The sequence below is a fragment of the Comamonas sp. JUb58 genome (assembly GCF_004364775.1).
In the GTDB taxonomy this organism is placed as follows: Bacteria; Pseudomonadota; Gammaproteobacteria; order Burkholderiales; family Burkholderiaceae_C; genus Comamonas.
Map to the genome: position 1 here is coordinate 48,133 of NZ_SOAL01000013.1, position 18,676 is coordinate 66,808.

General features: G+C 62.4%; 15 protein-coding genes. 6 read left to right on the forward strand and 9 right to left on the reverse strand.

The annotated features are described in order from the left end of the window. Positions 1-8 precede the first annotated feature (8 nt). A complete protein-coding gene (locus tag EDF71_RS15135) occupies positions 9-962 on the forward strand; it encodes a lysylphosphatidylglycerol synthase transmembrane domain-containing protein (protein ID WP_133857411.1) in 954 nt (317 codons plus the stop codon). Positions 963-1,059: 97 nt separating this feature from the next. Here EDF71_RS15135 and EDF71_RS15140 read toward each other — a convergent pair whose 3' ends face one another. Then, positions 1,060-2,502 (reverse strand): NAD-dependent succinate-semialdehyde dehydrogenase, encoded by a 1,443-nt coding sequence (locus EDF71_RS15140; protein WP_133857412.1) that lies wholly within the window; start codon positions 2,500-2,502, stop codon positions 1,060-1,062. A gap of 294 nt (positions 2,503-2,796) precedes the next feature. On the opposite strand from EDF71_RS15140, the gene EDF71_RS15145 reads away from it, so the two are divergent. Then, on the forward strand, positions 2,797-3,228 hold the full coding sequence (locus tag EDF71_RS15145; protein WP_133857413.1) for a TonB family protein: 432 nt from the start codon (positions 2,797-2,799) through the stop codon (positions 3,226-3,228). 106 nt (positions 3,229-3,334) lie between these two features. On the opposite strand, the gene EDF71_RS15150 is transcribed toward EDF71_RS15145, so the two are convergent. The 8 genes from EDF71_RS15150 to EDF71_RS15185 form a co-directional block, all read right to left on the reverse strand. Next, positions 3,335-4,117, reverse strand: a complete 783-nt coding sequence (locus tag EDF71_RS15150; protein ID WP_133857414.1) for an HAD-IIB family hydrolase — start codon at positions 4,115-4,117, stop codon at positions 3,335-3,337. A gap of 21 nt (positions 4,118-4,138) precedes the next feature. Continuing rightward, positions 4,139-5,146, reverse strand: coding sequence for an acyltransferase (locus EDF71_RS15155; RefSeq protein WP_133857415.1), 1,008 nt, complete (start codon positions 5,144-5,146; stop codon positions 4,139-4,141). Between the two features lie 78 nt (positions 5,147-5,224). Continuing rightward, positions 5,225-5,632, reverse strand: coding sequence for a GtrA family protein (locus tag EDF71_RS15160; protein WP_133857416.1), 408 nt, complete (start codon positions 5,630-5,632; stop codon positions 5,225-5,227). Continuing rightward, positions 5,632-6,609 (reverse strand): glycosyltransferase family 2 protein, encoded by a 978-nt coding sequence (locus EDF71_RS15165; protein ID WP_133857417.1) that lies wholly within the window; start codon positions 6,607-6,609, stop codon positions 5,632-5,634. The genes EDF71_RS15160 and EDF71_RS15165 overlap by 1 nt, the downstream gene beginning before the upstream one ends. 23 nt (positions 6,610-6,632) lie before the next feature. Further along, entirely contained in the window at positions 6,633-8,408 is a 1,776-nt protein-coding gene (locus EDF71_RS15170; RefSeq protein WP_133857418.1) for a hypothetical protein, read from the reverse strand. Between the two features lie 26 nt (positions 8,409-8,434). Then, on the reverse strand, positions 8,435-9,439 hold the full coding sequence (locus tag EDF71_RS15175; RefSeq protein WP_166656550.1) for an acyltransferase: 1,005 nt from the start codon (positions 9,437-9,439) through the stop codon (positions 8,435-8,437). Positions 9,440-9,571: 132 nt separating this feature from the next. Next, positions 9,572-11,326, reverse strand: a complete 1,755-nt coding sequence (locus EDF71_RS15180) for a hypothetical protein (protein ID WP_133857420.1) — start codon at positions 11,324-11,326, stop codon at positions 9,572-9,574. A gap of 560 nt (positions 11,327-11,886) precedes the next feature. Next, on the reverse strand, positions 11,887-13,512 hold the full coding sequence (locus EDF71_RS15185; protein WP_133857421.1) for a peptide chain release factor 3: 1,626 nt from the start codon (positions 13,510-13,512) through the stop codon (positions 11,887-11,889). Between the two features lie 363 nt (positions 13,513-13,875). Between EDF71_RS15185 and kdpF the strand changes: the two genes are divergently transcribed. The 4 genes from kdpF (at position 13,876) to kdpB (ending at position 18,668) form a co-directional block, all read left to right on the forward strand. After that, a complete protein-coding gene (gene kdpF / locus EDF71_RS15190; RefSeq protein ID WP_027010947.1) occupies positions 13,876-13,971 on the forward strand; it encodes a K(+)-transporting ATPase subunit F in 96 nt (31 codons plus the stop codon). Positions 13,972-14,095: 124 nt separating this feature from the next. Continuing rightward, positions 14,096-15,805: a potassium-transporting ATPase subunit KdpA gene (gene kdpA, locus EDF71_RS15195; protein WP_133857422.1), complete on the forward strand. Its 1,710-nt coding sequence runs from the start codon at positions 14,096-14,098 to the stop codon at positions 15,803-15,805. 80 nt (positions 15,806-15,885) lie between these two features. Continuing rightward, positions 15,886-16,584: a potassium-transporting ATPase subunit KdpC gene (kdpC, locus tag EDF71_RS15200; RefSeq protein ID WP_133857423.1), complete on the forward strand. Its 699-nt coding sequence runs from the start codon at positions 15,886-15,888 to the stop codon at positions 16,582-16,584. Beyond that, on the forward strand, positions 16,581-18,668 hold the full coding sequence (gene kdpB, locus EDF71_RS15205) for a potassium-transporting ATPase subunit KdpB (protein WP_133857424.1): 2,088 nt from the start codon (positions 16,581-16,583) through the stop codon (positions 18,666-18,668). Before kdpC ends, kdpB begins: the two co-directional genes overlap by 4 nt. Positions 18,669-18,676: the final 8 nt, after the last annotated feature.

The window sequence follows — 18,676 nt, forward strand, 5'->3', positions numbered from 1 at the left end:
CCCCTGGTGTGAACCGTACACAAAAAGCCTGCATCAAGGCCTTGTGTGGCGCCGCTTTGCTGGGCGCCGTCGCGTATTTTGCCGACCCTGCGGCCCTTTGGGACCGGCTGCGTGCGGCCGATGGGCGCTGGCTGTTGGCGGGGCTGGCAGCCGCCATCGCGTCGAACGTGGTGTCTGCCTGGCGCTGGCGGGCGCTCGCGCAGTGGCTGGGCGCGCCGATGCGCTGGCTCGATGCGCTGCGCTGGTATTTCCAGGCCATTGGCCTGAATGCCTTGCTGCCCGGCGCCGTGGTGGGCGGCGATGTCTACCGCGCCGTGGTGCTGCAGCGCAGCGGCCAGGGCAAGGCCGCTGCCTCGCTGTCGGTGCTGCTGGACCGCTTCAGCGGCCTGTGGATGCTCTGCGCCATTGGCGCCATCGGCGCGGCGCTGTCCGCCAGCGCCTTGGCGCCTGTGTTGCGTATTTCTCCAGGTGCACTGCAGGTTTTGATGCTGCTGGGCACCATCGTCTGGATCGCTTTGCCCTGGCTGCTGCTGTGGTGGTTGGGCCAGCGACAGGCGGCCAGCCTGCCGGGCTGGTTGCAGCCCTTGCTGCAGGCCGCTGCGCGGCCGGACTTCAACCGCCAGATGCTTATACAAGCGGTTTCTTCTGCACTGGTGCAGCTGCTGTCCGCCGCAGCGCTGGCGCTGGGTGGGCTGGCGCTGGGTATCCATCTGGACCTGGCCGCCTGGGCGTTTGCGATGGCCCCCATTTTTCTGATGGCGGCCTTGCCGGTCAGCGTGGGCGGCTGGGGCACGCGTGAAGCGGCCAGTGCCGCGGCCTTGGCGCCCTTTGGTGTGCCAGCGGCCTTGGCGGTGGGCGTGGGGCTGATTTATGGCGTGTATGCGCTGGTGCAGGGGGCGCTGGGTGCCATTGCCTTTGGCCTGCCCAGCCGGCGCGAGCGCGAGGCGGATGCAGCCTCCTGAATCTGGCGCGGCCTGATGGTAGTGCCCAAGAAAAAAGCAAGTCCGCAGACTTGCTTTTTTTGTGTCCAAGGCCTGCGCACAGGCCCTTGGGCAGTTTTTACACGGCGGTGATCGACACTGCCTTGGAGTTCAGGTAAGCCTCCATGGCTTCCGGGCCGCCTTCGCTGCCGTAGCCGGAGTCCTTCACGCCGCCGAAGGGGAACTCGGCCGTTGGCGTGGCCGCCTGGTTGATCCAGACCATGCCCGCTTCGATCTGGTTCGACAGCAGCTGCACGTTCTTGTACGAACGGGTGTAGGCGTAAGCAGCCAGGCCGAAAGGCAGGCGGTTGGCTTCGGTGATCGCGTCTTCGAGCTTTTCGAAGGTGCGGATCGCGGCGATCGGGCCAAAGGGCTCGTCGTTGAACACCGAGGCGTTCATCGGCACATCGGCCAGGATGGTGGGTGCGAAGAAGTTGCCTTCGCTGCCCACGCGTGCGCCACCGGTGGCAACCTTGGCGCCCTTGGCAGCGGCGTCTTCGACGACCTGGGCCATGGCGGTCAGGCGGCGGGCATTGGCCAGCGGGCCCAGGGTGGTGCCGTCCGTCAGGCCATCACCCAGCTTCAGGCTTTCTGCGTGCTTGACGAAGGCGCTGACAAAGGCGTCCTTCACATCGCGGTGCACCAGGAAACGGGTGGGCGAGATGCAGACCTGGCCGGCATTGCGGAACTTGGCAGCAGCCGTGGCCTTGACGGCCAGTTCCACATCGGCGTCTTCCGCGACGATCACCGGGGCGTGGCCGCCCAGCTCCATCGTCACGCGCTTCATGTGGGCGCCAGCCAGCGCGGCCAGCTGCTTGCCCACCACGGTCGAGCCGGTGAAGGTGACCTTGCGGATGATCGGGTGGGGGATCAGGTACTCGGAGATCTCGGAAGGCGAGCCGAACAGCAGACCCAGCACGCCCTTGGGCAGGCCGGCATCGACAAAGCACTGCAGCAGCGCGGCAGGCGATGCGGGGGTTTCTTCTGGGGCCTTCACCAGGAAGGAGCAGCCGGTGCCCAGCGCCGCACCCAGCTTGCGCACCACCTGGTTGACGGGGAAGTTCCAGGGCGTGAACGCGGCGATGGGGCCAACCGGCTCCTTGATCACCAGCTGCTGCACGTTGGGCACGCGGGCGGGCACGATGCGGCCATAGACGCGCAGGCCCTCATCGGCAAACCATTCGATGATGCCGGCACCGGCCAGCACTTCACCCTTGGCTTCAACAAAGGGCTTGCCTTGTTCCTGGGTCAGCAGGCGGCCGATCTGCTCGGCACGCTCACGCAGCAGGCCAGCGGCACGGCGCATGATGTTGGCGCGCTCGATCGCAGGGGTTGCACGCCAGACCAGGAAACCAGCCTGGGCCGCCTCCAATGCACGGTCCATGTCTTTCTTGGTGGCGTGGGCCACCTTGCCGATGGGCTTGCCCGTGGCGGGGTTCACCACATCGATGGTCTTGCCGTCGGAGGCATCGCACCATTCGTTGTTGATCAGCAGTCGGGTATCCGGATATGCAGTGGTCATTGCCGTTTTTCCTTGAGTGTCTTGGAGGTATCCAGTGATCGGGCCGTCGCGGGCAGCCGGTGCACGGCTGCGGGCGAACAGCTGTAAATCCTAACCGCTAGTGCCAATGCGCGTAGTCACGCACGGCAATTTCGACATGCTGGGGCGGGCATGTACCCGATTTCTCCACATTAGAGCCGCAGGCCCGTGGTAAAACATGGGGTTTGCTGCGCGGGCACTGTTGTTGCGCCGCGCCCTGTGCACGCCAGGTTGGCCTGGGCCGCACCACCATGAGACTTTTGGAAGCTTCAGACCATGCCATTGATCCGTACCAGTTCTGCCGTTGTCACCGTTCTTGCCGCACTGCTGGCAGGCTGCGCCACCAACGAGCCGGCTCCCACGCCTGATGCTGGCGCTGCTGCGACCACGGCCCCAGCCGCCAATGCGGCCCCCGCTGCCGCCGGCTGCGCCGGCAATGCCTGCGACACGGCGCCCCAGCTGCTGACCGGTGCATCGCCCCGTTTCCCTTACCCCGCAGGTGCCCAGCCCCAACCGGCCAGCGTGCGCGTGCAGTTCGTCGTCAACACCGATGGTGCCGTCAGCGATGTGAAGACCCTGACCACCACCTCCCGCGACATGGCCACCGAGGTGGAGCGCGCGGTGCGCCTGTGGAAGTACCGCCCCGCGATGAAGAACAACCAGCCGATGAAGGTCATCCTGCAGCAGCAGTTCGACTTCAAGCCCTGATTCAGACCGCGCTTTCGCGCGTTCTACACGACAAAACGCCCGCTGCACCTCAGGTGCCGCGGGCGTTTTTGCGATGCAGAGGGCGACCGGTTCGTCGCCCCGGCGCTTACTTCAGCGCGCAGATGCGCTCGGCCAGCTCGATAAAGCCGGCGCCGCGCTCGCCGCGCGTCACATAACGCGGCAGGTGCTGCAGCTGGGGCACAAAGCGCTCGATATTGGCCACGCCAAAACTGTTTTCGAAGTGCTGGAACATCAGCTGGTCATTGGTGGAGTCGCCGATATAGCACCACTGGCCGATTTCGGCATCTAGATCACGCCCGAACAAGGTCTTGACGATCCAGCGCGCGCCCTCCAGCTTGTTGTGCCCGCCAAACCAGCCATTGATGTGGATGGAGCTGACGGTGGCGTTCATGCCGGCCGCCTGCATCAGCGCCACACAGCGGTCGATATCGGCCTGTGGCATCTGCGTGAACTCGCTGTGGTCCACGGCGATATCGCATTCGCGCCCGGCCGAATCGGTGGCGCGCTGCGCGCCCGGCACCGTCTGCTCGATCTGCGTCAGCACCGCCTGCATCTTGGCAAAGTTGGCGATGCGCGTGGCCTCGTCCTGCTGGTAGAGCTTGTCCAGCCCGCCGCTGGCATTGCGGCGCAGCGCCACGGCGCCGTTTTCGGCCACGATGGCATCCACCGGCCAGGCAGCAGCAAAGGGCTCGCTCCAACCCACTGGGCGGCCGGTGATGGGGATAACGGCCAGACCCTTGGCCTTCAGGGCAGCGATGGCATGCACCACGGTGTCAGGGACGGCGCCCTCTGTTGTCAGGGTGTCGTCGATATCGGTCAGCAGGCCGACGATGGGGGGGGTCGGCTGCCATTGGTTCAGAGCAAGCATAGAGAGGGGAACAGCGAGAGATCAGCGTAAAAAACGTTTGAGGCGCAGGGTGGGTGCCTCTACCAACTGCCAGGACAGCCAGCCGGCCAGCAAGGTCAGCATGGCTACCAGTGCCAGACTGCTGGCAAAACCCCAGTCGGGCCAGAGATGGCGAACCGTCTGCTGGATCGGGAAGGCGTACAGATAAACCCCGTACGATACATCACCCCAGCCGCCTGCCTGGCGAAGCACTGGCCAAGACAGGGTGCCCACTCCCACCAGAACGGCGGGCAGAAACAGCAGCAACGCCGAATAGCTAAAGCCGCAGGCCCACAGCAGCCCGCCGGCCACACAGGCCGCAGCGCAGCAGGCCAGGCGGTAGCGCAGAAACCCGTCGTTGAGCGTAGCGATCAGCGACCCAAAGGCAAAATAGGCAGGAAACTCCAACCAGTGCGTCATGACGCCCCGCAGGTCCATGGTCATCTGGGTGAGAAACCACAGCAGGTAGCCCAGGCAGCAGCAGGCCCATACCCATCGCCAGCGCAACAAGCCCAAAACCCCGGCTGCAGCCAGTACGGCATAGCAGCTCACCTCCATGGGAATGGTCCACAACGATCCGTTGACCGTATGGGGCAAGGCATTGTTCTCAAAAACCCCTGGCAGGCTCCAGCGAATCTGCAGCAGCAGGTTGTGCAGATAGTCCCAGGTCATGGGGTGGTGGAAATAATCGCGCAGAGGCAGCGTCGTCAGGCTCGGGCCCAGCAGGAATATGGCCAGCAGCACGACCACCGCCAAGGCTGGCCAGATGCGCAGCGCGCGCTTGGCACAAAACACCCAGAGGCGTGGCTGCGAAAACCAGCTGATCGTCACCAGGTAGCCGCTGATGACAAAGAAAGCCATGACGGCCACGCCGCCCACCATGGCCACGTTCATCCAGCTAGGCGGCAAGGTGCCTGTGACAGGGTACTGGTGGCTGAACAGCACCGCCAGGGCCGCTGTCAGGCGCAAGGCGTCAAAATTGTTGGCCTGGTGCAGGCGTTGCGGTTCCATGCGGTTCATATTCTCTAAGTTTTACTTGTCTCACAGCAAGCACGCCGCATGTATTGGTGCGTGGCGCGGACCGTGGGCTCAGTGTTCTGGCTGCTGGCGATATAGCAGGCGGCTCATGCCCAGGTAATTCACAGACATCGCGGTCAAGGTCCCTGCTGCAACATAAAGCATCAGCCACAGTGGACCCTGTGGAAAGGTCCAGGCCAGCAAGGAGTACACCGCAAAGTTGATGGCACCACCTCCCAGCATCAGCCCCAAATAGCGCAGATACTCAGCAAGAAGACTGCCAGTGGCGCTGCGTCCCGCAAAGGAGATGTTGCGGTTGATCAGCCAGGTGGTGGTCGCGGCCAGCCAGAAGGATACCGCCCGGGCTGCATACACACCGAGGGCATCACGCAGCAAGGTCAAAGCCAGGACGTCCACGACAAAAGCGACGGCGCCTGCCATCAAAAACCACAGGAGCGAGCGCTGGAGTTTGAACCCCATTACTTGCTCGGTGTATTGGCCACGGATGCCAGATAGGCAAACTGCTTGATTTCGCGCCGTGTCAGCGTAATCGCTTGCAGGATCAGGCCAGTGACAAAGGAGACCCCCCCGCAGACCACCATGGCGGAAGCCAGCCCCAAGGTTGGAAAGCGCCGCACCATGCCGGTATGGCTGTATTCCATCACGATGGGAACGGCCAGTGCAATGGCGACCAGCGCCAGCGCAGCGCCCAGCCAGCCAAAGAACTGCAGAGGCTTCTCGCTGACCACCAGGCGGCCGATGGTCTTGAGGATGCGCCAGCCGTCGCGGTAGGTGGACAGCTTGCTGGCCGAGCCCTCGGGCCGGGCGCCATAAGGCGTATCCACCTCGGTACAAGGCATGCGCAGCTCCAGCGCATGGACATTCAGCTCGGTCTCGATCTCGAAGCCTTGCGAATGTGCAGGGAAGGATTTGACATAGCGCCGCGAAAACACCCGGTAGCCCGAGAGCATGTCACGGAAGCTGCCGCCAAAGATCTGCTGAACCGTGCCCGTCAACAGCTTGTTGCCCCAGCGATGGCCGGGGCGGTAGGTGATACCTGTGTCGCCGGGTGCGGGTTCGGCCTCCACGCGCGCGCCCACCACCATGTCCAGCTGTTGGTCAATCAGCATGTCGATAAGCTTGCGTGCTGATGGTGCGTGGTAGGTCGCGTCGCCATCGGCCATCACATAGATGTCGGCATCCACATCGGCAAACATGCGGCGCACGACATTGCCTTTGCCCTTCAGATGGACGTTGCGCAGATGCGCGCCTACTTCAACAGCGATCTCGGCGGTGCGGTCCGTCGAGAGGTTGTTGAAGATGTAGATCTCCGCCTCAGGCAGGGCTTGGCGAAAGCCTTCCACCACCGGGCGCACGGTCAGCTCTTCGTTGTGGCAGGGGAGGATGACGGCGATGCGTTGGTTGCGGTAGAGATTGGCCGGTTGTTGTGCTGTCATTTTTCAGTATTCTTCTCAATCATTCAGGCAGTTGCCGCATTGTGCCTGCTGTTTCTGCGGTCCTTGAGATGCCGGGCCATGCACCAGGCCACGACGACCGGGAATGCGAGGGACAGTGGCACGGCAGGGTACAGGTAGAGGATGTAGTTGCTGGGGATGGACGTCGCTTCCAGAAAGCCGAGCAGGGCCACGCGGGTGACCAGTGCTGCTGCCAGGCTGGTTGCGAGCATCCAGGCCATATCAGGCATACGCCTTTTGGCCAGCAGCGCTACAGACCATAGGAACCAGAAAGCGAATGCCAGGGGCAGAGCCACTGCCGATGCCTTGCTCATGGCCGTTGCGATTGCCTGTGCCAGCTTGAGCCGTAATTTGTCGCGTGGCGATGTCAGGTCCACCGCGAGTGTTTCAGGATCGGCCGTGGGCGCAATCGGGCCGTTGGTCACGACTTCGAACAGCCTGAGATGCAGGGGCTCGCCAACGCTGTGGTACGTCTTCAGCTTGGCATGGTCCAGCGTAGCAAGCGTCCAGAAGACCTGACCGGATGCCTTGAGGGCATCGAGCGCGTAGCCCTCGTGCCATGGTGGCACCATCGTGGCGCGGGCTGGGAGGCAGTCTCCAGGGTGCTGGCGGCAGCCGGCATCGATTTCCGAGGCGAGTCTGCGGTAGAAAGCCTTTGCATCTTTTGCATTGTCATAGTACCCATTGGTGGCAACGGCACGGCGCAGGGCCCACATGAACCAGCCAGACAAAATCTCCGGGCAGGGCGAGGTCTGGGTTTGCGCGCAGCCTCCCTGGCGCCAGAACTCGCCCCCCTCGCCCTCGAAATAGGGCTTCAGCTCACGCGCGGCATCACTCATGGCATAGGCGCGCTCGCGGGCATCCTTGGGAAACGGGACATAGCGCTGCCAATGGTCATGGCGAATACGCGTGAGTGCGCCATAGCCCGCGAGAAAGTCGCTCGAGCGGAAATCGTTGTTGCGAAAAACCCCATACACGGCGTAATTGGTGGTATTGACCGCCGTGACCATGACCGTGGCCACCGCAATGGGCAGCGCAGCAAACGCCAATGCCGGCTTCCAATGGCGCAGCAGTGCCGAGCGCTGCATCCATAGCCAATAGGCCAGCAGCAGTGAGAGGGCGGGCAGCAACCATACGCCTTCTTCCCGCGTCAGCCAGAACCAGCCCCCAACCAGGCCCATGGCCAGCAGAGGGCGCCATTGCATGCGCAGTTGCTCGGCGGGCAAGGCCTTTGCAGCTGCAGCGACCCAGCAGCGCAGGCCCAAGGTCAGCAGCAACAGGGTTTGCGAGACATAGATACCTTCGCGCATCACCCGACCGCCCGACTGTTCCAACCAGGCGGCGGGCTGAAAGGCCATCACTGTGAACAGCAGCAAGCTCAGCCAGCGCGAGCGGGTCATCTGCCCCATGGTGTGCGCAAAGAAGGCGGCGGACCCCAGGTACAGCGCGTGCTCGCTGAACTTCAAAGGCAGCGCCGTCGCATGGTTGAGCAGCAGGAAGAGCGGGTAGCCGACACCTTTGGCATGGGTCAGCTCGTTGTATTTGCCCAGCCAGTTGCCCATCCCGATTTCTGCAGCAAGACGCACGAACAACAGGTCATCATGCGCAGCCCAGCCCACGGCCAATATCGGAAAAGCCATACGCAGCCAGAGGGACAGGGCGCTGACGACGGCGATCCATCCCCAGTAAGAGAGGGGTGAGTGCCACCCCAATTTTTCAGCAGATGAGGTCGTAGAGGAATGTGGAGGTTCAACAGTTCGCATGGGCTCGGCGCTATTCATAAAATCACGGGGGCATAGCACTGGGCTCAGGAGAGCTTTCGGCCAATGGCAATGAATTTCTTCTCAATCAATTCGTAAACCACATTGGAAACAATGAATATTGTCAAGTATCCCAAAGCAATGGAGATGTTTCCCAAGGATCCGCTGAATTTTTGTGCGAAAAAGATGATGATGGGAAAATGAACGAGGTAGATCGAGTAAGAGATTTTTCCGATGCGCGGCAGGATTTTGTCCTTGGTGGGCGGGGCTCTCAATACCTTAATCATCAAGGCGCCAAGGCCAATGCCCGTCAGGAAAATGGGGGAGGGCAGCTTTCCTTGATAAACACCAATCAAAAGCAGCAGCGCAATGATGGTCGCATTGATGACAGTTTCATTGATGCGAAAGAAAAAATCTTTGTAGAAATAAATGCAGCCGCCAAATATGAAAAAGAACATTTGTGCAGGAAATGCATTATTGATGATGATCCCCACCTGGCCTGGATCTGCCGGGTTTTGCAGCGATGCGAAGCCATCGGCGAACCATGCATTGAAATAGCCTTGTGCCGCAAAAAAACTCCAGCATGTTGATATCACTAGGCTAGCCGCCAGCCACCACAAAGCCCAACGTGCTTTGCCAAGAATGAACAGAGGCGCAATGAAGTACCAGATCAATTCGACCGTTAACGTCCAAGTGACATGCAGGACATCGTAGGCAATCAAGGCTTTGGGGGAGAGCTGCTGGAGATTGACTAGGTTCAGAAAGAACGCCCACCAGTCTTGATCGGCTTTCAGAAAAATACCGGCTGGTATGCCAAGCAATAAATAGGTGAACCAGTAAGCAGGGAAAATTCTGAAAAGGCGATGGATGACATATTTCCTGAGGTTGCTTCTGCAGGCACTCTCGGTGATCAGGAACCCGCTGATGATGAAAAATAGCTCAACGCCCAAAAGGCCACCGTAGTCGCCAATAAATGGAATGCTGAATCCCGTCACCGCTTTGGTGTGATGCGCGACCACCCCAATGACGGCGATGGCACGTAGTGCATCCATGTTGACCAAGTGTGTCTCTTTGTTGTTCTTTATTTCTTGCATTAATAATTCAATTTTAAAAATCCATGGCATGCTGCTACTGAAATCAGGGATTCTCTTGCTGTTGGCAAGGCAGAATCAGACCGATCATCATTATGAGTGATTGACCTTGGTTGATTTCCATACGCTGATCGCTCCCCAGAGCGTCACTGGCAGCATGGCCAGCGAAAGAGGCACCAGCGGGAACAGATAGAGCATGTTGTTGCTGGGGATGGACGTGGCATCCAGGAAACCCAGGAGCAGGACACGGGTGGTCACGGCCATGGCGATTGCCGTCGTGACCCACCATGCGGGGTCGGGGATGCGCTTTTGCCGCACGCTCTTGTACAAAGCGGCGATAGACCAGAGCAGCCATACGCAGAAGGCGAGCGGCAGGCCATAACTGGATAGTTGGTTGACACCGGTTGAAATGCTGCTGGCGAGTTGCATGCGCAGTGCATCGCGTGGCGATTTCAGCGCATGCCCATCCCAGGCTGGGGCTGCATCCTGCAAAGGTGCCAGCGGGCCATTGGTCACCACTTCATACAGTGCGAGGTATTTGGCGCCACCTTCACTGACCGATACATAAGGGGGCATGTCGCCCAAGGTGGCCAAGGTATGGAATACCTTCCAGGAGGCCAGGAGGGTATCAGTCGCGTAACCCTGGTGCCATGGGGGAACCATGGTCGCGCGGGCGGGAAGGCAATCATCCGGACGCAGGCGGCAGCCTTCATTGATCTCCTTGGCCAATCGCCGGTAAAAGTGCTTGGCCTCCCCTGCATTGACATAGTGACCCGCACCCGAAGCAGCATCGCGCACTGCCCACATGAGCCAACCGGATTGGATTTCGTCACAAGGCAAAGCCATGGGCTGACTGCAGGTGATACTCAGCCACATCTGCCCCCCCGGGCCCTCAAAAAATGGCTTCAACTCACGTGCGGCAGCACTCATCTCATAGGCTTTTTCACGTGCATCCTTCGGAAAGGGCACATATTTCCGCCAATGCTCATGCTTGATGCGAGACAGGGCGCCGTAACCCGCCTGGAAGTCACTGGAGCGAAAATCGTTATTGCGAAAAACGCCATAGAACGCAAAATTGATGGTGTTGATAATGCCAATGACCAAAAGCAAGGCGACTATGGGGACTGCCAAAAAAGCCCCGATGGCGCGAAAGTTCTCACGCCATGCACGTTGGCGAAATAACCAGTAAGCGACCAGCACGGTCATCGCTGGTGCAAGCCATACCCCTTCTTCCCGAGTGATCCAGAACCAACCCCCTAACAAACCAAGCAAGACCAGGGATAACCAATGCTCTCGCAGCTGCTTTGCCGGGCTGGATGCCTCATACAGAACAAAACACCGGATCCCCAGGGTCAGTAACATCAGTGACTGAGAGATATACAGCCCTTCGCGTACGACACGACCAGCCGCACCCCCTACCCAGGCGGTCGGAAAGAAGGCCAGCAAGACAAATGTAAGCAGCGTGGCCGCACGAGAGCGGTACAACTGCCCGATGGTGAAGGCAAAAAATCCAGCGGTGGCCAGGTAGAGTGTGTGCTCTGTGAATTTGAGTGGCAGCCCTGTGGCGTGGTTGAGCAGCAGGAATAGAGAGTAACCAACACCTTTGGCGTGGGTGAGGTTGTTGTATTCGCCCAGCCAGTTTCCCATTCCGATTTCTGCTGCCCAGCGCACGAAAAGCAGGTCATCATGGATCGCCGAGCCGGCGGCCACAATCGGGAAGGCCATGCGCAGCCACAAGGACAAGGCTGCGAAGGCGGTAATCAGAATCCAGAAGTAGCGCGAATGGCTTAATCGAGGTGTCATTTTCTTCTGGCGGGTCAATAGGAGGACGGCATCCGCGCCGGCCATCACCTGCCATCGTCGATTTATAGAGGGTTCAGAAAGAGGTCACTGGTTGGCGTCCGTTGCATATGGGGTATCCGGGGTGCGGAGCACAATTCTCGGCATCGCTGCAGATATTTATGGCGCGGTGGTACCCGTCCTCAAGCGCTCGGGAAGGCGCATCGTACAACGTATCGTCGAGAGCGACTTGGAAAAAGCTTGATTCCAGATACTCTTCCGAGCTGCACCGGAGGCGCTTTGTAGCCTCCATGAGACGGGTGAGAAGGCGTGCCGGGTGGCTCCACCGCCCTGGTGGCCGCAAAAGCCAGGGTCTGGTATCTGGGCCTAGCGCAGAGTTCGCGAGGGAAGATTGGGGATGGATGCGATCTCAGGCTGCTGTTATCGTGCCTGCAGCACCCTGAAATGCGCAAATGCACCAGCAGGCTTGCATCCTGCGCAGTACCCGGGCCTTGGACGGACCTGTCCGCGGCCTGCCGTAGTGAGCGAGCCCTGAGCAGCCAGGCTTGGGTACGCGCAATGGCTTGGACACACGGTGGCGAGTTCGCTCCAACCCGGTGGCCTGTCTATCAGGAGGTCTGCAATTCCAGGCCCGCATGCTCGCGCAGCGGATGGAAGTGGATCTTCGGAAAACGCTCCTGCGCCAGGCGCACGTCATAGGGGCTGGTGCACAGATACGCCAGGGTGTTGGCGGCGTCATGGGCCAGGCGCAGCGGGTAGGCGTGTTCAAACTCGCGCAGTTCGGCGGGGGTGTCGGCGGTGATCCAGCGGGCGCCCGTGTACTGGCAGCCTTCCAGGCGCACTTCGCAGTCGTACTCGGTCTTCAGGCGGTGCTGCACCACTTCAAACTGCAGCTGGCCCACGGCGCCCAGCAGCATATTGCCGCCGGCATCGGGCTTGAAGACCTGAATAGCGCCTTCTTCGCCCAGCTGCATCAGGCCTTGCTGCAGCTGCTTGGTGCGCAGCGGGTTCTTCAGCACCACGGTCATGAACATTTCCGGTGCGAAGAACGGCAGACCGGTGAACTGCAGGTTGGGCCCATCGGTGATGGTGTCGCCCAGCTGCACCCCGCCGTGCGTGGTAAAGCCGATGATGTCGCCGGCATAGGCTTCGTCCACCGCCTCGCGGCGCTGGCTCATAAAGGTCACCACGCTGGTGGGGCGCAATTCCTTGGCGGTGCGCTGCACCTTCATCTTCATGCCGGGGGTGTACTTGCCCGAGGCCACACGCACAAAGGCGATGCGGTCGCGGTGGTTGCTGTCCATATTGGCCTGCACCTTGAACACCACGCCCGAGAAGCTGCTGTCTTCCGGATGGATGGTTTTCTCTTCGCGGTTGCGGTTGACCTCGGTATAGGCGATGCGGGGGCCGGGCGGTGGCGACATGTCCACCACCGCGTCGAGCACTTCCATCACACCGAAGTTGTTCACACCGGAGCCGAAGAACACCGGCGTCAGCTTGCCGGCCAGGAAGTCAGCATGGTTCCATTCGGCAGAGGCGCCCTGGGCCAGCTCCATCGAATCGAGCGCATCGTCAAAGGCCTGGCCAAAGCGGCTGCGCAGCTTGTCGCTCTCGCTCAGCGGAATGACTTCAAAATCCTTGGGGCCGCGGTCGCTGCCTGGCGCGAACACGGTCATGCTCTTGGTCAGCAGGTTGATGATGCCGCCAAAGCTCTTGCCCTGACCCACAGGCCAGGTGATGGGGCAGCAGGGCATGCCCAGCTCGCGCTCCACCTCGTCCATGATGTCCAGCGGATCACGCACTTCGCGGTCCATCTTGTTGACGAAGGTGATGATGGGCGTATCGCGCTGGCGGCAGACCTCGATCAGGCGGCGGGTCTGGGATTCCACACCGTTGGCCGCATCAATCACCATCAGCGCCGAGTCCACGGCCGTCAGCACCCGGTAGGTGTCTTCCGAGAAGTCCTTGTGGCCGGGGGTGTCGAGCAGGTTGATGACATGGTCACGGTAGCTCATCTGCATCACCGACGAGGCCACCGAAATACCACGCTGCTTTTCAATCTCCATCCAGTCCGAGGTGGCGTGGCGCGAGGCCTTGCGGCCCTTCACGGCGCCCGCGATCTGGATCGCACCGGAGAACAGCAGCAGCTTTTCGGTCAGGGTGGTCTTACCCGCGTCCGGGTGGGAGATGATCGCAAAGGTGCGGCGGCGTTGGGTTTCGGGAGCGTAGGACACAGTACGGAACAGCAAAGAGCGCAGACCCGGGACTGGGCTGCCAAAAAACAAAGCCAGCAGGTGCTGGCTGGGACTGCTGGCATTTTAACGGAAAGCGTTTTACCCGGGCTTGGGCGGGCAGGGCGCCAGCGCCTTTGCCCAGGCCGCCGCAGCGGCACAGCCGCGTCACCCGGGCTTGCTTCCTGGGCCGCCACCCCTCGTCTCGGCCATCTTGATGCCATCTTGATATCCCCCGCGCATTCTCAGCGCCTGCTTGATGCGCGCAAACCTACATTGGCTCCACTGCAGGCGTTTTGCCTGTGCAACACCACGCCGCGCGGGGCCGCATTGGGCGGCCTGGCTGCGGTGTATGAGGAGAAAACCATGTGGATCCATGGAGTGGAGGTGCTGGCCGCGCTGGTCAGTGCTGCGTTGTTTGTCTATCTGGGTTACGCGCTGCTGCGGCCCGAAAAATTCTGAAAAAACAAGGAAGAGGGCCATGTACATGCTGCAAGACCTGGTATTCGTCGCACTCACGCTGGCCTGTTTTGTCGGCCTGCTGGGCTTTGTTCGCGCCTTGGTGCGCATCTGAGCGGGGGCTGACATGGGTTTAGTCTGGATCGAATATGCCGCCTTTGTGGCGGTGCTGGTGCTGCTCACCATCCCCATGGGATGGTGGCTGGCACGCTGCTTTACCAGCCCGCACGACAGCCGGCTGGAGCGCTGGACCTACGCCGCCATGGGCGTGGATCCGAAAGAGCGCATGGGCTGGCAGCGCTATGGCGCGGTGCTGGTGCTGAGCAATGGCCTGCTGATGCTGCTGGGCTACCTGCTGCTGCGGCTGCAGGGCTTGCTGCCGCTCAACCCGCTGCAAAATGCGGCGCAGACGCCGGATCTGGCGTTCAACACCGCCGCGTCCTTCATCACCAACACCAACTGGCAGGCCTATGCGGGCGAAAGCAGCCTGAGCAATGCCACGCAGATGGTTGTGATCACCGGCCTGATGTTTGCAGGCTCGGCCGCAGGCCTGGCGGCGGCGGCCGGCTTTGTGCGTGGGCTGGCCCGTGCGGGCAGCCAGGACATTGGCAACTACTGGGTGGACTTTGTGCGCATGCTCTGGCGCGTGCTGCTGCCGCTGTCGCTGCTGCTGGCGCTGGTGTATGTCTGGCAGGGCGTGCCCCAAACCCTGGGCACCGAGGTGATGGCCCACAGCATCGATGGCGGCCGCACCCAACAGCTGCTGATGGGGCCGGTCGCCAGTCTGGAGAGCATCAAGCACCTGGGCACGAATGGCGGCGGCTTTTTCAGCATGAATGCGGCCCATCCTTTTGAGAACCCCACGCCGCTGACCAATATGCTGCACATCCTGGCGATGCTGCTGATCCCTGCCGGCATGACCTATGCGCTGGGCGCCATGCTGCTCAAGCGCCGCCAGGGCTGGGTGTTCTTTGGGGCGAGCCTGGTCATCTTCCTGGGCTTTCTGGCCCTGGTCTGGACGGGCGAGCAAAACGGCAGCAGCCTGCTGGCCCGTGCCGGTGCCGACCAGCAATGGAGCGCCATCCAGTCGGGCGGCAATATGGAAGGCAAGGAGCTGCGCTTTGGCATCACCGATACCGCTCTGTTTGTGACGGCCACCACGGCGGCCACCACCGGCTCGGTCAATGCCATGCATGACTCGCTCACGCCGCTGGGCAGCATCACGCCCCTGGCGCTGATGATGCTCAACTGCGTGTTTGGCGGCGATGGCGTGGGCCTCATCAACCTGCTGCAGTACGCCATCCTGACGGTGTTCCTGGCCGGGATGATGATCGGGCGCACGCCTGAGTTCCTGGGCAAGAAGATCGAGGTGCGTGAGATCAAGCTGGTGATGCTCTCCGTGCTGGCCCACCCGGCCTGCATTCTGGGCTGGACGGCGCTGGCCATGCTCTGGCCGGGCGCTGCCGACAGCCTGAACAACCGCGGCCCGCATGGCTTCTCCGAAATCTTGTACGCCTATGCCTCGGCCACCGCCAACAACGGCTCGGCCTTTGCGGGCCTGAATGCCAACACGCCCTTCTTCAACACCACCATCGGCCTGGCGATGCTGATGGGACGCTACCTGACCCTGCTGCCGCTGCTGGCTGTGGCCGGCAGCATGGCCAGCAAGGCCAGCGTGCCCGCCGGTGCCGGCACCTTCCCTACCGCTACGCCGCTGTTCACCGGATTGCTGGTGTTTGTGGTGCTGGTCGTCGGTGGCCTCACCTTTCTGCCAGCGCTGGCACTGGGGCCGGTCGTCGAGCACCTGCAGATGTTGGCGGGGCAGCTCTACCCATGAGCCCCCACCTTTTGAACCGAACGTGCAACTGATGTGAAGCGAACCGGGGCACGGCCAGGCCGTGCCCGCAGGAGAAAAACATGACAAGCCTTGATTCCGATAAACGCCTGCCAGCGCTGCATGCGCAGCAGGCCGCCGCCCCCGCCGCCGCAGGCTGGAGCCGCACCTTGGGCAGCAGTGCCCGCGCCGCCGTGCTGGTGCTGCTGCTCTGCGGCGTGGCCTACCCGCTGGCAACCACGGGCGTCGCCCAGGCGCTGCTGCCCCATGCCGCCAATGGCTCGCTGGTGCTGCGCGATGGCCAGATCGTGGGCTCGGCCCTGATCGGCCAATCCTTTGACAGCGCCCGCTACTTCCATGGCCGGCCCAGCGCCACCACGGCACCTGACCCCAAACAGGACGGGGCCAGCATCGCTGCGCCCTACAACGCCGGCCTGTCCGGCGCCAGCAACCAGGGCGTCAGCAGCCAGGGGCTGGCCGATAGCGTGGCCGAACGTGTGGCGCAGTACCGCAGCACCAATGGCCTGGCGGTCGATGCCGCCGTGCCGGTTGATGCGGTCACCGCATCGGCATCGGGCCTGGATCCGCATATCTCGGTTGCCAATGCCCAGCTGCAATTGGCACGCGTGGCGCGCGAGCGGCAATTGCCGCCCGCCCAGGTGCAGCAGTTGCTGGACCAGGCCACGCAGCAGCGCACTGGCTACCTGCTCGGTGAGCCGCGCGTGAACGTGCTGGCGCTCAATATGGCGCTGGATGCACTGCCAACCCGGAGCCAACCATGAACACCAAAAAACTGACGGCATCCGCCGGCCTGGGCGATCTGGCACTGCTGCAGGCTGCTGCCTGGGATGCACTGCGCAAACTCTCGCCCCGCCTGCAATGGACCAACCCGGTCATGTTTGTGGTCTACCTGGGCGCCTGGCTCACCAGCCTGCTGTGGCTGCAAGCGCTGTTCATGGGCCAGGCCAACAGCGGCTTTACCTTGGCCATTGCCGGTTGGCTGTGGTTCACCGTGCTGTTTGCCAACTTTGCCGAGGCGCTGGCCGAAGGGCGCAGCCGCGCGCAGGCCGCCAGCCTGCGCGGCATGAAGCGCGACACGGTGGCCAAGGTACTGCAGCAAGCGCAGCATGGCGCCGCCTGGACGGCCCAGCCCGCCAGCAGCCTGAGCAAGGGCACATTCCTGCTGGTGGAAGCCGGCGATGTGATCGCGCTCGACGGCACCGTGGTGGAAGGCGTGGCCTCGGTCGATGAGAGCGCCATCACCGGCGAATCGGCCCCCGTGGTGCGCGAGGCCGGTGGCGATTTCTCGTCGGTGACCGGTGGCACGCGCGTGCTGTCCGACTGGCTGGTGGTCGAGGTCACGGTGAACCCGGGCGAGTCGTTTCTGGACCGCATGATCTCCATGGTCGAATCGGCCAAGCGCCAGAAGACCCCCAACGAGCTGGCGCTGGGCATCCTGCTGGTGGGGCTCACCCTCGTGTTTCTGATGGTCATCGTCACGCTCTGGCCGTTCTCGGTCTTTGCGGTGGCGCAATCGGGCAGCGGCAGTGCCGTTGGCATCGCCGTGCTGGTGGCCCTGCTGGTCTGCCTGATCCCGACCACCATCGGCGGGCTGCTGTCGGCCATTGGCGTGGCCGGCATGGGCCGCATGATGCAGGCCAATGTGATCGCCACCTCGGGCCGCGCGGTCGAGGCGGCGGGCGATGTGGATGTGCTGCTGCTGGACAAGACCGGCACCATCACCCTGGGCAACCGCCAGGCCAGCGAATTCTTGCCAGCGCCTGGCGTGAGCGCAGCGCTGCTGGCCGAGGCCGCACTGCTGTCGTCGATGGCCGATGACACCCCCGAAGGCCGCAGCGTGGTGGCCCTGGCCCATGAGCGCCATGGCCTGACCCTCGCTGCGCTCGACCCCGCCCAGGCCCAGCCGGTGCCCTTTACCGCCCAGACCCGCATGAGCGGCCTGGACCTGGCGGGCCCCAGCGGCCAGCGCAGCCTGCGCAAAGGCGCGGCTGATGCGCTGCGCCGCCATGTCGAGTCGCTGGGCGGGCATTTTCCGCAGGCGGTGCAGCTGGCGGTGGAGAGCGTCTCGCGCAAAGGCAGTACGCCGCTGGTCGTTGCCGAAGGCGCCCAGGTGCTGGGCGTCATCGAGCTCAAGGATGTGGTCAAACCCGGCATGCGCGAGCGCTTTGCGCAGCTGCGCCGCATGGGCATCCAGACAGTGATGGTCACCGGCGACAACCCCTTGACTGCTGCCGCCATTGCCGCCGAGGCCGGTGTGGACGACTACCTGGCCGAGGCCCGGCCCGAGGACAAGCTCCAGCTGATCCGCAGCCACCAGGCCGCGGGCCGCCTGGTGGCCATGACGGGCGATGGCACCAATGATGCCCCCGCACTGGCCCAGGCCGATGTGGCCGTCGCGATGAACAGCGGCACGCAGGCCGCCAAGGAAGCCGCCAATATGGTGGACCTGGACAGCAACCCCACCAAGCTCATCGAGGTGGTGGAGACCGGCAAGCAGATGCTGATGACGCGCGGCGCGCTCACCACCTTCAGCATTGCCAACGATGTGGCCAAGTACTTTGCCATCATCCCGGCCGCCTTTGTCGCCACCTACCCGCAGCTGGCATCGCTCAACATCATGGGCTTGCACAGTGCCGATTCCGCCATTCTGAGCGCCGTTATCTTCAATGCGCTGATCATCATCGCGCTGGTGCCGCTGGCCTTGCGCGGTGTGCGCTACCGGGCCGTGGGAGCTGCTGCTTTGCTGCGCCGCAATCTGCTGATCTACGGTCTGGGCGGTTTGCTGGTGCCGTTTGTCGGCATCAAGCTGATCGACATGCTGCTGACAGCCACTGGCTTGGTCTAAGGGCTTGG